Origin of the sequence: Haloarcula sp. JP-Z28, from assembly GCF_011440255.1 — an archaeon.
Lineage (GTDB): Archaea > Halobacteriota > Halobacteria > Halobacteriales > Haloarculaceae > Haloarcula > Haloarcula marismortui.
Map to the genome: position 1 here is coordinate 59,329 of NZ_JAAOHT010000013.1, position 11,748 is coordinate 71,076.

Annotated in this window: 15 protein-coding genes and 1 tRNA gene; 6 read left to right on the top strand and 10 right to left on the bottom strand. The window is 62.7% G+C overall.

The features are described from left to right. Window positions 1–36 precede the first annotated feature (36 nt). On the bottom strand, window positions 37–885 hold the full coding sequence (locus G9463_RS07740; RefSeq protein WP_165896396.1) for an HNH endonuclease: 849 nt from the start codon (window positions 883–885) through the stop codon (window positions 37–39). A 351-nt stretch (window positions 886–1,236) separates the two neighbouring features. Between G9463_RS07740 and G9463_RS07745 the strand changes: the two genes are divergently transcribed. Continuing rightward, window positions 1,237–1,689, top strand: coding sequence for a DUF5814 domain-containing protein (locus G9463_RS07745; protein WP_004590290.1), 453 nt, complete (start codon window positions 1,237–1,239; stop codon window positions 1,687–1,689). Here G9463_RS07745 and G9463_RS07750 read toward each other — a convergent pair. Beyond that, the gene (locus G9463_RS07750) at window positions 1,681–2,115 is read right to left on the bottom strand and encodes a CopG family transcriptional regulator (RefSeq protein ID WP_004515935.1); all 435 of its coding nucleotides are present in this window, start codon (window positions 2,113–2,115) and stop codon (window positions 1,681–1,683) included. The two genes, G9463_RS07745 and G9463_RS07750, sit on opposite strands and share 9 nt — an antisense overlap. Before the next feature lie 133 nt (window positions 2,116–2,248). On the opposite strand from G9463_RS07750, the gene G9463_RS07755 reads away from it, so the two are divergent. Further along, entirely contained in the window at window positions 2,249–2,677 is a 429-nt protein-coding gene (locus tag G9463_RS07755; RefSeq protein WP_121302156.1) for a VOC family protein, read from the top strand. Window positions 2,678–2,722: 45 nt separating this feature from the next. Here G9463_RS07755 and G9463_RS07760 read toward each other — a convergent pair whose 3' ends face one another. Next, window positions 2,723–3,337 (bottom strand): RPA family protein, encoded by a 615-nt coding sequence (locus G9463_RS07760; protein WP_004960047.1) that lies wholly within the window; start codon window positions 3,335–3,337, stop codon window positions 2,723–2,725. Then, window positions 3,338–4,282: a replication protein A gene (locus tag G9463_RS07765; protein ID WP_011224400.1), complete on the bottom strand. Its 945-nt coding sequence runs from the start codon at window positions 4,280–4,282 to the stop codon at window positions 3,338–3,340. A 172-nt stretch (window positions 4,283–4,454) separates the two neighbouring features. Between G9463_RS07765 and G9463_RS07770 the strand changes: the two genes are divergently transcribed. Both G9463_RS07770 and G9463_RS07775 read left to right on the top strand, forming a co-directional pair. Beyond that, entirely contained in the window at window positions 4,455–4,739 is a 285-nt protein-coding gene (locus tag G9463_RS07770) for a hypothetical protein (protein WP_004960042.1), read from the top strand. An 82-nt stretch (window positions 4,740–4,821) separates the two neighbouring features. Further along, window positions 4,822–5,817 (top strand): mannose-1-phosphate guanylyltransferase, encoded by a 996-nt coding sequence (locus G9463_RS07775; protein WP_165896397.1) that lies wholly within the window; start codon window positions 4,822–4,824, stop codon window positions 5,815–5,817. Between the two features lie 21 nt (window positions 5,818–5,838). Here the strand turns inward: G9463_RS07775 and G9463_RS07780 are convergent, their stop codons facing one another. Then, window positions 5,839–6,621 (bottom strand): SDR family oxidoreductase, encoded by a 783-nt coding sequence (locus G9463_RS07780; protein WP_011224398.1) that lies wholly within the window; start codon window positions 6,619–6,621, stop codon window positions 5,839–5,841. Between the two features lie 63 nt (window positions 6,622–6,684). Further along, window positions 6,685–7,137, bottom strand: coding sequence for a TRAM domain-containing protein (locus G9463_RS07785; RefSeq protein ID WP_004960032.1), 453 nt, complete (start codon window positions 7,135–7,137; stop codon window positions 6,685–6,687). Window positions 7,138–7,282: 145 nt separating this feature from the next. Here G9463_RS07785 and G9463_RS07790 point away from each other — a divergent pair, with 145 nt between their 5' ends. Both G9463_RS07790 and G9463_RS07795 read left to right on the top strand, forming a co-directional pair. Next, window positions 7,283–8,731, top strand: a complete 1,449-nt coding sequence (locus G9463_RS07790; protein ID WP_165896398.1) for a hypothetical protein — start codon at window positions 7,283–7,285, stop codon at window positions 8,729–8,731. 125 nt (window positions 8,732–8,856) lie between these two features. After that, entirely contained in the window at window positions 8,857–9,219 is a 363-nt protein-coding gene (locus G9463_RS07795; RefSeq protein WP_007189587.1) for a group 1 truncated hemoglobin, read from the top strand. Between the two features lie 409 nt (window positions 9,220–9,628). Here the strand turns inward: G9463_RS07795 and G9463_RS07800 are convergent. The 4 genes from G9463_RS07800 to G9463_RS07815 form a co-directional block, all read right to left on the bottom strand. After that, a tRNA-Arg gene (locus G9463_RS07800) sits at window positions 9,629–9,733 on the bottom strand. A 54-nt stretch (window positions 9,734–9,787) separates the two neighbouring features. Then, a complete protein-coding gene (locus G9463_RS07805) occupies window positions 9,788–10,084 on the bottom strand; it encodes a hypothetical protein (RefSeq protein WP_165896399.1) in 297 nt (98 codons plus the stop codon). Continuing rightward, entirely contained in the window at window positions 10,084–11,181 is a 1,098-nt protein-coding gene (locus G9463_RS07810) for a DUF373 family protein (RefSeq protein WP_007189585.1), read from the bottom strand. The genes G9463_RS07805 and G9463_RS07810 overlap by 1 nt, the downstream gene beginning before the upstream one ends. Before the next feature lie 44 nt (window positions 11,182–11,225). Next, window positions 11,226–11,726 (bottom strand): phosphate-starvation-inducible PsiE family protein, encoded by a 501-nt coding sequence (locus G9463_RS07815; protein ID WP_004960019.1) that lies wholly within the window; start codon window positions 11,724–11,726, stop codon window positions 11,226–11,228. Between the last annotated feature and the right edge of the window lie 22 nt (window positions 11,727–11,748).

Genomic DNA, 11,748 nt, shown 5'->3' on the forward strand with positions numbered 1-11,748 from the left:
CTGGCGGCCGGACTGATTGTGTAGATTCCGGTCCGATTACACCGTCGTGCCGCCTGCGACGGGGGCTTCCACCCGGGAGATACCGGCCCGCCAGCGCAACTCCGCCCGCGAAACGTGACCGAACTCGGCTCGACGATGACAGCCCGGACACAGCGAGACGACGTTGTCCAGCGTGTGTGCGTCCCGGACGGCGAGCGCTGGCATCACGGCGAACAACCGAACCGGCACGATGTGATGGACGTCCGGGTTCCGACCCAGTTCGTCGGAATCAGTGCCACACAGCACGCAAGCGTGGTCGTCCCGCACCAGGGCTTGCTCGCGTACTGCCCGCCATCCCGGCCCGTAGTCGCCGACGCCACCGCCGCGCCAGTTCGGATGGCCGTCACCAGTGAACGCCTCGGAGAGCCACGCGGCGTGGCAGTCGCGGCTGCAAAGGACGACTTCGCCAGTCACGTCGCTGGGATATCGCTCGACGGGGCTATCACAGATAGAACAGTCAAGCTTGAGCTTTCCACCACTCCAGTTCGGGTTGTCAGCCCCGGAAATCTGTCGCGTGTGTCGCCACTCGGCGTCCTCGACACAGTCCGGACAGTAACACCCCTCCTTCTCGGATGGGTAGTACTCGAAAGTCGTGCCGCAGTTGTCACAGGAAGTCTCCTCTTTTGCATCGGAGTAGTTCGGGTTGTCAGCCCCAGAAAAGGAGACTGCAGCGTCGCGGCACTCGCCAGAGCAGTAGCGTTTCTCGTATTCAGAATGAAATGTATCCGAGCAACGATCACACTCCCGGTTTGGCAGGCGTTCGCCGTGCGTGCTGCTGTGGTGAACCCCGAGGCCGCGTTTAGAGTCGAACGTCCGGTTACATGAGGGACAATCGTGGATTACCATTGAAAAATAGCACTCCCTGACACTTCATAAAGAACCGGGACCAAAATGAAAATGAAAACCTACGAAACGCTGAAAGTATCGAAATAAGCGGGTAAAAGGTCTAAGTCCGGGCGCGGGAATTGAACCCGCCTCTTAGCCACCACAAGGCTAAAGGATGCCACTACCCCAGCCCGGACACGCTATTGAAGCAACTATAGATATTCCGCTGGAACAGAAATACGTTACGAATCTGGAAACCAGTGAGTCGTGAGAGCGCGTGACAGCGGTGGCACGGCGGTTCGGGGTTGGCTTCGAAACCCATCAGGTGCTTCGAGACGCTTTTACACAGGCGACACGTATGGAAGGGCACGCGTGGCCATCACGGACAAGATTTACGTCAAGAACCACCAGCAACTCGCCTCCCAGCTAGAGACGAGTTTCCCGAAAGGGGCGTTCAAGGGGGCGACGCTGGACATCCTCTTTCAGGGCGAGGGGCTGGCAAAGCTCGACGAAGCCTCCAGAGAGCGAGTTCTGGATTTCGCGGAGGATTTCCTGGACTGTGACTGTGAGGCCAACCCCCACTGTGGCTGTGCTGAGCGGAAGTTCATTTCGTACCTGCTGGAACTGCGCGAGCAGGGGATGGGGCCGGACGCAATCGTCGACGTGATGAGCGATGACTACATGCTGTATGCCTATCCGGGCGACGTGCTGTCCTTCCTCGATAACTCCGTCAGAACGTTAGAAGCCGTGGAAACTCTGGCCGACGTCGATGGGCGCGACGACGTGGCCGAAGACGTACAACAGAAGCGCCAGCGGTTACTCTAGGTCGTCGAAGCTGCCGATGCGATAGGAGGCGTCCTCCTCTTCGCCCTGGTCGAGGTCTTCGAGGTGAATGACCTCGTCTTGGTCCATCTCGTCGAGTTGCTGGCGGAGTTTGGTGACGTAACGCTTGTGTTCTTCCAGTTGTTCGCGGAGGTGTTCGGCTTCGAGTTCGAGTCGCTCGTGCTCGCGGACGAAGCTCTTCGGAACTTCGACTTTCGGCGGGAAGCTCTCGGTACTAGTCTCGGTTGCGTCGTCCTCGAACTCGTGTTCCGGCGCGACCTTCACCTGACCGTCGTGGGAAACAAGCGTGTCGACGTAGTCACGAAAAACTGCGGACAGCGAGATATCGCGCTCCTCGGCGATTTCGCGGAGGGTTTCGAATTTGTCCTCGCTGACGCGAAAGGAGATAGTCTTGTTTTTGTTGCCCATAGTTATGTACTGTTTTAGCAGCAACGTATTTAATCGTTTGTCAGACGCTACCGGACCGGTCCCTTGGTGGCCGTCTCTGACGACAGTCGAACCGCTGTGATTTAACCGCCGGCCGACCTCGGTATCGGCAGAGATGGCGACAGACATCGACGCAACTGGCCACCACTTCGGTATCATCGTCAGCAATCTGGACCGCGCGGTCGAGTTCTACCGGGACGTGCTGGGGCTTGACGTAGTGACTCGCTTTTCCGTCGGTGACAAGGCGTTTGGAGCCGCTGTCGACATTGAGGGAGCCAGCGCCGAACTGGTCCACCTCGACGCCGGCAACGTGCGTCTGGAACTGGCGACCTACGAACCCGAGGGCGAGGAAATGCCCGACCCCGACCTCAATCGCCCGGGGGCGACCCATCCCGGTCTGGAAGTCGACGACCTCGACGCCGTCGCCGACCGCTTGCCCGACGACGTTGAGACGCTCAGCGGCCCGCAAACGACCGAAAGCGGGACGACTATCATGTTCGTCGTCGACCCAGAGGGGAACCGAATCGAGCTACTGGAGCCGTAGCAGCGGACCACTCACCAGCAGCAAAAATAGACGACTGCGCCGCGGTCAGTCCGCGCTGGCTTCGGCCTGCTCGTCCTGCAGACTCTCCAGCGCGCCGACGACCGACTGCCGATAGTTCTCGATTGACAGTTGGTCGTATTCCTCGTCAGCCATCGAGATATACTCGTCAGTGGCCGGGTCCTCCATGTCGGCTTCCTTGTACCGCTTGACCCGGTCAAGCGTTCGCTCGGCCGTTTCGACGACCCAGCGGTCCCGCGTCGCTTCGTCGACCTTCGAGATGGACTCGGGGCGAATCGAGACGTTCACTTCGCCCTCGTCGGTCTCGTAGGTGCGTGGCTTGCCGACGACAGCGACGTAGGCCGGCGGTTCCAGTTCGCGCAGCATCGACGCCGCGTCGGGCTGGTACTGCCCGGCGTACATGAAGAACGTGTCGCCGTTGGGGTCGACGACTCGTCCCTGCCAGTACTCGCTGTCCTCGCCAACATCCTCGGTCTCGGTGAGGGTGCCGACCAGGAACACGCGGTTGGCGCGCTGGCCGGTCGGCAAGAGGACGTACACCGGCGCGCGGTCGTCGTCGGATTCCTTGAACGTGTAGCTTGCGTCGTTGAACTCGCGTGCGAAGACGCGCCGTGCGACCTCGCGGGTGGGTGTACTCGCCATTTAGATCGACCTCGCTTTGATGAGAATCTCGTCTGCATCCACGGCCCCGGTCAGTCGCTCCTGCTCGTCGGCGAGCAAGTAGCGGCCAAACGTCGGACCGCGGACGCGGTAGTACCGGCCGAGGATTTTCTGTCGCATCTCGTCGGCGACAACGGTGGTGTCGAGCGCGTCCATCGCCATCTCCTTCGCCTCTTCGAGGGCGATGCCGGTCAGCTCCTCGGTCGCGTCCTCGTCGAAGATGACCTCGGTGACCTCCTCGCCGTCGTCGAGGACGCCCTTGATTCGGAGGTCGAACTCGCCTTCAACCTCGCCGTGTTCGCTACAGCGGCCGTTCTGGAGGACGCGCGTGCAGTCGTCCTCCGGACAGCGCTTGATGAGCCCGGAGCCCGACTGGATGTCAACCAGTGCGCCGTCGGCCTCGACGCTGTCGTCGCCGACCTCAATTGCCTCGTCAAGTTCCTCGATAGTGGTCGTCCGGTTGAGCTTCACCGAAAAGCGACCCTGGTACTCGTCGGTAACGACGTTGCGCAGGGCGTAGGACTTGCCTTCTTCGAGCGACGGAAGGTCGGACTTCGACCACTTCGTGAACTTGATCGTGCCCGTTTCATCGCCCAGCAGGCCGACCTGCGCAACGGCGTCGGCGCGTGGCTCCCAGAGTTCGACGACCGTCGCGCGGACATCGACCCACTCCTCGGGGGCGTCGACATCAGCGACGTTCACCTGCTCGTTGCCGCCGCCATCGCCGCCACCTAGCTGGTCGCGGTCCATGCCAGCCTCGTCAAGGTACGTGTTGACGACACTCCGGCGGGCCTCACTGATGGGGACCTGATAATCGTTCACCAGCGTATCGAGACGTTCGATAACGTCGTCGACGTCGATCTCTAGCTGGTCGGAAAACTGCTCGTGTATCTCTGTCGCGTGGGTACGCAGATCTGACTCAGTCATTGGCTTTCACTGTCTCCGCCTGGTTTTCGTTGGGAGACAATCGACGGTTGGTCGCCTTTGGTTATAAATACTCGCCCAGCGGAGTGAAAGTGAATGTGGATATCGGACCCCCGAAGTCACGTCGTGCGAGCCACGCGAGAAGATTGATTTGTGGCCGGACACAACGGTCAGTATGGCCGACGACGACCGACTCGCACGGTTCATCCGGGATACCTTGCGGTCGGCCGAGCAGCAACTCTCCGATGCGAAGAAGGCCTACAAGAACGGCAAGCGGTCGGCAGAAGCCGGCCTGCCCAGAGATGAGGAAGGACGGGCCCGAATCGTCTGTCGCCGCCACGCCGAGTACCGCGCGGTGTCGATGGACGAGCAACGGCGGCCAGTGTGCTACGACGCAGAAAGTCCGGACTGTCAGGGCTGTGTCGAAGACATCAGGGACGGGACGATAGAAACGTGGTAACTCGCTGACGGCAGTGGGTTCGGCTGGTCTCCGCCTCGGTCGCCAGTACAACATTTTAGCACTGGCTGGGCAAAGCCCGAGTATGGAGCGACCAATCGTCGCGCTCGTTCTGGCCGGCGGCACCGGCACGCGCCTGTATCCGGCGAGTCGGAGCGACCGCCCCAAACAGTTTCTCTCCTTCGGGGAAGACGAATCACTACTCGCCGAGACTGTCAGTCGGGTCGGGTTCGCCGACGAGACCTACGTGCTGACTCGGGACTCGTTCGCCGACGGGGTCCGGGAGCACGTCCCGAATGTAGCAGTGTTGACAGAACCGGAACCGAAAGACACCGGGCCGGCACTGGCGTATGCGGCCCACCGCATCCGCGAGCAGGTCGGCGACTGTGTTCTGCTGTGTCTGCCGAGCGACCACCGGATTTCGGGGCCGTTCGAGACGGTCGCACGGACGGCCGCGCGGGTCGCAGTGGAAACCGAGGGGCTCGTCACCGTCGGTATCGAACCGGACCGGCCGGCGACCGGCTACGGCTACATCAAGCCCGGACCGTCCGAGAACGGCTTCGCGCCGGTCGAAACGTTCCACGAGAAACCCGACCGGGAGACCGCGACGGAGTACGTCCGGGAGGGATTCTACTGGAACGCCGGCCTGTTCGCGTGGGCGCCGACGGCTCTCCTGTCCGCCGCAGCGTCCTCGCCGCTTGCACCCATGGTCGAGCGACTCGACGACGGGGACCACGACGACGCCTTTGCCGCTGTTGACCCAGTGAGCATCGATTACGCTGTGCTCGAAGACGCGGAAAACGCCTTTGTCGTTCCGGCGGCGCTTGACTGGGACGACCTGGGGTCGTGGGATGCCTTCGAGCGCGTCCTCGACGGCCAAGACGGAAACGCGGTGCTGGGTGAGGCAGTTAGTATAGACGCCGACGGGAACGTGCTGGCGAGCGACGGCCACATCAGCGCCGTCGGCGTCGAAGACCTCGTCGTGGCGTCATTCGACGACCGGACGCTCGTGGTCCCAAAAGAGGAGGCCCAGCGGGTCCGAGAGGTGGTCGGGGAACTGCGCGACGACGGGCGGTTCTGAGCGGCCCGGCGGCCGGAACTGTTAGCTCTGCATCGCCCCGCCGTCGACGGGCAGGGCCGTTCCAGTGACGTATGAGGACCGGGGCGAGGAGAGGAAGGCGACGACATCCCCGAGCTCTTCCGGTCGGCCGACACGCTGCAGCGGGGCATCGGCCCAAGATTTGATGCCCTCTTCGTAAGAGTCGTACTCGCCACGCTCGACGGCTGCTTCGACGAGTTCCTCGATACGTGGTGTCTCGTGTGCGCCGGGGAGGACGGCGTTGACGCGGACTTCCGGCGCAAACTCGTTAGCCTGTGTCTTCATCAGGCCGATAACAGCGCGGCGGACAGCGTTCGAGAGCACCAGGTCGTCAATGGCTTCCCGGACAGAACGGGAGGTGATATTGACGATGGTGCCGGCATCGGAGTCCCTGAGGTGTGGGTAGGCGGCCCGGGTGGTCCAGACGACACTCATCACGAGCAGGTCGTAGGCGCTGTACCACTCTCGCTCGGTCGTCTCCATGAACGGTCCGGGGGCCGGACCGCCAGCGCTGGTGACGACGTGGTCGAGGCCGCCGAAGCTGTCGACAGTTTCCTCGACGAGTGCCTCGATCTGGTCGGGGTCAGTAATATCGGCCTCGACGGCCAGTACGTCGCCGTCGCCGACCGCTTCGAGCCGGTTCCGTGCCTCGTCGACGTGTTCCGGCGTCCGGCCACAGACCGCTACGTTGGCACCGTCCGCAGCGAGGGCTTCGGCGCTCGCAAGTCCGAGTCCGCTCGTTGCGGCGGTACACAGCGCTGCGTTGCCATCGAGTTCGAGGTCCATATCCACAGGAAGGACCGACTGGCTCAAAGAAGTCCCGCTCGCAAACTGTCCAACCGGTGTGTCCTAGCTGCCCCAGAAGTTGTCCCGACTCCCGAGACGCCGGCCGTCATCATCAGCACTGTCGTCCGTCTCGTCAGCGTCGGCGTCGTTTTCTTCGGCTTCAGACTCGGAGAGGTCCTCGTCCATCTCCAGTCGCTCGACTTCCTCAGCCCGGGCGTGGTTCGAGTGAACGTTCGTCACCTTGACCAGCGAGCGAGCCGGGGGCAGGACGCCGTCAACCATGATGATGAAGCCGTCCTCGGTCCGACCGACACCGGCACCGCTCTCATGGATGTCCTCAACGTCGACAGTGACTTCCTCGCCCATCTTGACCGGCTGGCTCTTGAGCTCCGAGATCGGCTGGTTGTAGTGATTGCACCACTCGGCGCCGCCACGGTCGCCGTAGTGGGTACAGCCCATCCCCTGAATTCGTTCGGTGAATTCGGGACAGTCGTCTGCGAGCGGACAATCGGCCATATCAGGGGATAACGTGGCCGCTGGCAAAACGCTTGCGACCCCGTGTCCGAGGCGCACAGCCTGTTATTACGTTTGAGATTTTCACCGGCACACACTTTACCGCCACTCGCTGGTTGTCGCGTAGCACTCGGCAACACCCAGAGCTATGAGAACGCAGCTGTTTGCAGGACTGGTCTGTCTCCTTCTGGTTTGCACGTCTCCGGTCGCCCTCGGTATCGAATCCGGGCCACCAGCGCAGGGCAGTGCCGACCACGACAGGTCGATTGCTGTTCAGTACACACTCGACAGAGAGCCGAACAAGACCGGCCGGGTGCGGGTAACCGCGACGATTGAGCGACCACGGCACGTCACCGGACTGTCGGTACGGACGCCGGGGGAGGCGACAGTCCTCCAAGCCGACGGACTCCAGTCCGATGGCGACCGCTGGCGTGTCAGCGGTGATACTGAGAGAGCACGACTGACCTACACCGTGCCGGTCGGACTCTCGACAACGTTCGGCCAGCGGACCGCTGACACCCACAACTGGACGCTGCTTGCCAGACAGGAGGTGTCACTGCGTGCCCGCTGGCGTTGGCACGTTGGGCCGCGGCCCACGTGGAACGAGTCGCTCGCACTCGCACCCGGGCAAAGCGGTGTCGCCGGGCGTACGGCCGCCTACATCGGCCCCCACGAGACAGAAACGAGAACGGTCGATGGCGACCGAATCACGCTCATCGTCCCAGCGGCTTCGGACCTGCGACCCAACCGAACCGCCGTTCTGGACGCCATCAGCCATGCAAAGCGTGTCTCGACCGCCGGAAGGGACCACGACCACATCCGCGTGTTTGTCGCGCCGAACGAACTCGCACCGGGCGGATACACCCCGTCGAACGGCGCGTCGGATGTCATCGTCAACGCCGGCGAACCCGTCCGGTCCCCGGTCAACGTCTGGGTCCACGAATACCGCCACACGCGACAGACCCTCGAGACGACACCGGCGATGGACTGGCTCAGCGAGGGAAGCGCGGACTACCACACCGCGGCCCTCACGTACAGCACGGGCGGCATCGATGCAGACCAGTTCCATGAGCGGGTGACGACCGAGCGCCACGAAACCGCCGATCTGACACAGCCCGACGCATGGGCGGGACCGGGCGCACAGTACCACAAGGGAACACGTGTCGTCGCGGCCATTGACGCCCATCTCCGGCAAGCAACCGATGGCACCCGGACGTTCGAAGCGGTCCTCGACAGGCTGACCCGACACGACGACCGCATCACTCTCGCGCTGTTCGCCGAGACGGTGTCGGCTGTCGCCGGAGATGAACTCAATGCGTTTGTTCGACAGGCTGTCACTGGCACCGCGCCGTCGGTCCCGGTCGAGGTGCTCACTGACCGTGACCTGCGGCGAAGCGGCGCAGCAGATACGACCGGCCGGCGGACGAATTTCGCGCCGTCGGGCGATAGCAGTGCGACCACAGCGACCACCGCCGGCGACGGTCCCAGACGCGCCGTCGATACCACGCGGCCCGTCACGGACCGCCACGGGGAGTGGACCGTGCTTGGGACGCTCGGCCTGCTGTCTCTGTTGCTGGTTCGTCGTCAACGACTGTAGCGCGTCCATAATCGCCCGCTTTGAGAGTGTCGCCGCAGGCATCACGTCCGAGCAGCAGCGCGACGGTCGATGCCAAATCTGTTTTTCCACAACAATCATGCCGACTGCGTACCTGTCACTCGACAATGGCATCACAGTCTATTTTCGAGCGGATCGGCGGTCGCGACGCGGTCGACGCGGTGGTCTCGGATTTCTACGACCGCGTACTCGACGACCCGCTGCTCGAACCGTACTTCGAGGAAACCGACATGGACCAGCTCCGCAGCCACCAGACTCAGTTCATCAGCACCGTTGCCGGCGGCCCGGTCGACTACGACGGCGACGATATGCAAACCGCCCACGAGGGCATGGGGATCACCGAAGACGCGTTTGCCAGCGTTGCGACCCACCTCGAAGCCGCGCTCCGGGCGAACGGCGTCCCCGACGACGACGTCGAAGCGATTCTCACCGAGGTCGCCGCAATGAAAGACGATATCGTTGAGGCGTAGCCGGCCGCCGCGGGTCAGACACGGGCCCACATAGTGTTGGAGTCGGAGGCTGAAGCTGATTATGCAGCGAAACACAGTGTTGCTGTCGTCCTGTCCCAGCAAATGGGGACCATGACAGTGCAGGGATTTTACCCAGATGTTCAAAACAGTAGCTGGGTGTGAAAATGTCACTGTTACATACGTGTTGCCGGGGAATCCGTGCGTGTGGAGGGGACGAAACCAGTGCCATCCCCCAAGTCGGGTTGCCATGCCTCTGACAAGTCATGCAAACTGACGCGGTACTGGTAGTCGTGTTCCCTTCACTGTAATACTGCAAAGGGCGGGTCGCAGAGTTCGTCTCGGCGGGAATTGGCTCTGCTAGAACGGACAGCAGGTGGTGTCGGCACTTCTTATTTTCAGTTACAGATAACGGGCACGGTGGGATTCGAACCCACGACCGTCGGATGTCTTCCCCCGATGGCAGCGCCAGCGGAGATAGAAGTCCGACGCTCTATCCGGACTGAGCTACGTGCCCTCGATATCGTGTATTTCCGGCGGTGACAAAAGAAATGCGGAACACGGTCGCCGGTCAGTGATCAGAATCGAGGTCTTCTTCGACATCGTCGGCCGTCGTGATAGCGTTCACGTTGCCAGTCTGAACCGCAGTCAGGCCATCCAAGTCACAGAGGGCGTCAATTTCGTCCTGTGTCGTTGAGACCAGCAGGTCGTCGAACTGGAGGTGGCGCTCGACGGTCGCGCCGGCGGCCTCCGCAGCGGCGGCGACGCGCTCAGGGTCAGCATCGTCAGCCGTTTCGAGAACCAGATCGACGGGCTCGCCGTCGAGTGGGTCCGCGCGCAGACTCTCGACGGCACGGGAGACGTACATTACTCGGATGAGGGACCGCCGGGGCCTTGATTGTGCTGTTCGGCGCGGTCGAAGCGGGCCTCCGCGACAGCGAAGCCTAAGGTACTGACCAGCCCGAGCAGCGTCCCACCAGTGAGCATTATCGCGAGGTATTCCAGGTCCTGCACCCCGAGGAAAAAGGCGCTGACAGCGTGTAACACGAGGGCGATCGAGAGGACGTAGAAGGGAGCGTTGAGATACCGCCAGCGGAAGCTCCCGTCGAGGTACTCGTCGGTCACGCGGCCGAGGCTGGAGGTGATGCCGGCGGCGGCGAACCACTGAATCGCGCCGGAGACCAGCGACGCGATGACTTCGAGGGCGTCGGGGTCCGTCTGGCGTTCGAGTTCCTGAACGCCGCTGACGCCGCCGATAGCGAGCAGTGCAGCCGCGACGACATAGGTGATGATCGTGACGCGACCGGCGTACAGTCCGGCGGTCGTTCGCTCAACGGCTTCGTCCAGTATCTTCTCAGCGCCGAGGCCCCGTGCGAGGATGTAGAGCCCAAGCAAGCCAGAGATGACGCCCAGCGCGGAACCGGGGTACCCCAGCGCTTCGACGGCGATTGTCAGCGGGTAAATCAGCAGGAGGATGCCCAGCGGAACCAGTATCGTCCCGCGGGTCTCCGGGTCGTCGAGCACCTGCTTGATGGTGTAGTACATCGATTCGAGGTTCTGGGCCTGTCGGACGACGACGCGACGAACGCCGTCAATTTGGACCCGCGAGCGGATAACGGGGACCACCGACTCGTCCTGTGCGCCGTCGGTGACCAGCAGCGCCCGCACATCCTCGCTGGCCGCCAGTGACGCGAGAACGGTATCGACCTCCTCGCCGACTGCCCGGTTAGCGGCGACATCGCTTCCGTCGACGCCGGTGACGGCTGCGACTTCGACCGGCTCGTCGGTGATGTCGTCATAGATGTGGACGCCCTCGAACAGGACGTTCACATCGGAGTCTTCCGGGTCGTTCGAGGCCAGCGCCACGGCTGCGTCTACGACGGCATCGCGCCCGATGACTGGCGTGTCGATGCCGGTCTTGCGGCCGAGGTCGTCGTCGAGGTCGATACACAGCACCAGCAGCATCTATCGGCGCTACGCCGCCTGTGTTTAACTTCTTTCGGGACCGCTCACCCGGATTCCGGGAGCCTGTCTCGGGTCCGACGCTCGACGAGCAGCAGCGCCGCGAGCCCGAGGATGATGAGCGTGTAGGCTGCGGCGGCGGTGAGCGCGGCCTGTTCGGAGCTGTACTCGCCGGTGCGGAAAATGATAGCTTTCCGGACCATCGCGATGACGCCCGTGTAGATAACCAGACGGACGATGCGGCGCGTTTCGCTTTCCTGCGTGTACGCGACAACGGTCTGGTACACCTCGACGATAATGAACAGGAGGAGCGCCGTGTCGATGAAACCGACGACGACTAGCGGGTCGGTGATATCGCCACGAAGCGCGCTCTGGAATATCTGGAGTGTCAGGTCGAAGACGCCGATAGCAAAGAGGAGAACCAGCACTAGCGCCGCGATGACCTCGACGTACCGGATGAGCGACTCGCTGACCCCCAGCACTCTATCGTCGAACGACTCCGCTTCCGGCAGTGGCCCGCCCACGGGGTCAGCATCCTCGTCATCCATACACACAGAACGGGCCCCAGCC

Excerpts from the sequence above, each read along its gene's own strand:
- G9463_RS07740 (WP_165896396.1), bottom strand. The coding sequence starts at position 885 with ATGGTAATCCACGATTGTCCCTCATGTAACCGGACGTTCGACTCTAAA.
- G9463_RS07750 (WP_004515935.1), bottom strand. The coding sequence starts at position 2,115 with ATGGGCAACAAAAACAAGACTATCTCCTTTCGCGTCAGCGAGGACAAA.
- G9463_RS07755 (WP_121302156.1), top strand. The coding sequence starts at position 2,249 with ATGGCGACAGACATCGACGCAACTGGCCACCACTTCGGTATCATCGTC.
- G9463_RS07760 (WP_004960047.1), bottom strand. The coding sequence starts at position 3,337 with ATGGCGAGTACACCCACCCGCGAGGTCGCACGGCGCGTCTTCGCACGC.
- G9463_RS07765 (WP_011224400.1), bottom strand. The coding sequence starts at position 4,282 with ATGACTGAGTCAGATCTGCGTACCCACGCGACAGAGATACACGAGCAG.
- G9463_RS07770 (WP_004960042.1), top strand. The coding sequence starts at position 4,455 with ATGGCCGACGACGACCGACTCGCACGGTTCATCCGGGATACCTTGCGG.
- G9463_RS07775 (WP_165896397.1), top strand. The coding sequence starts at position 4,822 with ATGGAGCGACCAATCGTCGCGCTCGTTCTGGCCGGCGGCACCGGCACG.
- G9463_RS07780 (WP_011224398.1), bottom strand. The coding sequence starts at position 6,621 with ATGGACCTCGAACTCGATGGCAACGCAGCGCTGTGTACCGCCGCAACG.
- G9463_RS07785 (WP_004960032.1), bottom strand. The coding sequence starts at position 7,137 with ATGGCCGATTGTCCGCTCGCAGACGACTGTCCCGAATTCACCGAACGA.
- G9463_RS07790 (WP_165896398.1), top strand. The coding sequence starts at position 7,283 with ATGAGAACGCAGCTGTTTGCAGGACTGGTCTGTCTCCTTCTGGTTTGC.
- G9463_RS07795 (WP_007189587.1), top strand. The coding sequence starts at position 8,857 with ATGGCATCACAGTCTATTTTCGAGCGGATCGGCGGTCGCGACGCGGTC.
- G9463_RS07805 (WP_165896399.1), bottom strand. The coding sequence starts at position 10,084 with ATGTACGTCTCCCGTGCCGTCGAGAGTCTGCGCGCGGACCCACTCGAC.
- G9463_RS07810 (WP_007189585.1), bottom strand. The coding sequence starts at position 11,181 with ATGCTGCTGGTGCTGTGTATCGACCTCGACGACGACCTCGGCCGCAAG.
- G9463_RS07815 (WP_004960019.1), bottom strand. The coding sequence starts at position 11,726 with ATGGATGACGAGGATGCTGACCCCGTGGGCGGGCCACTGCCGGAAGCG.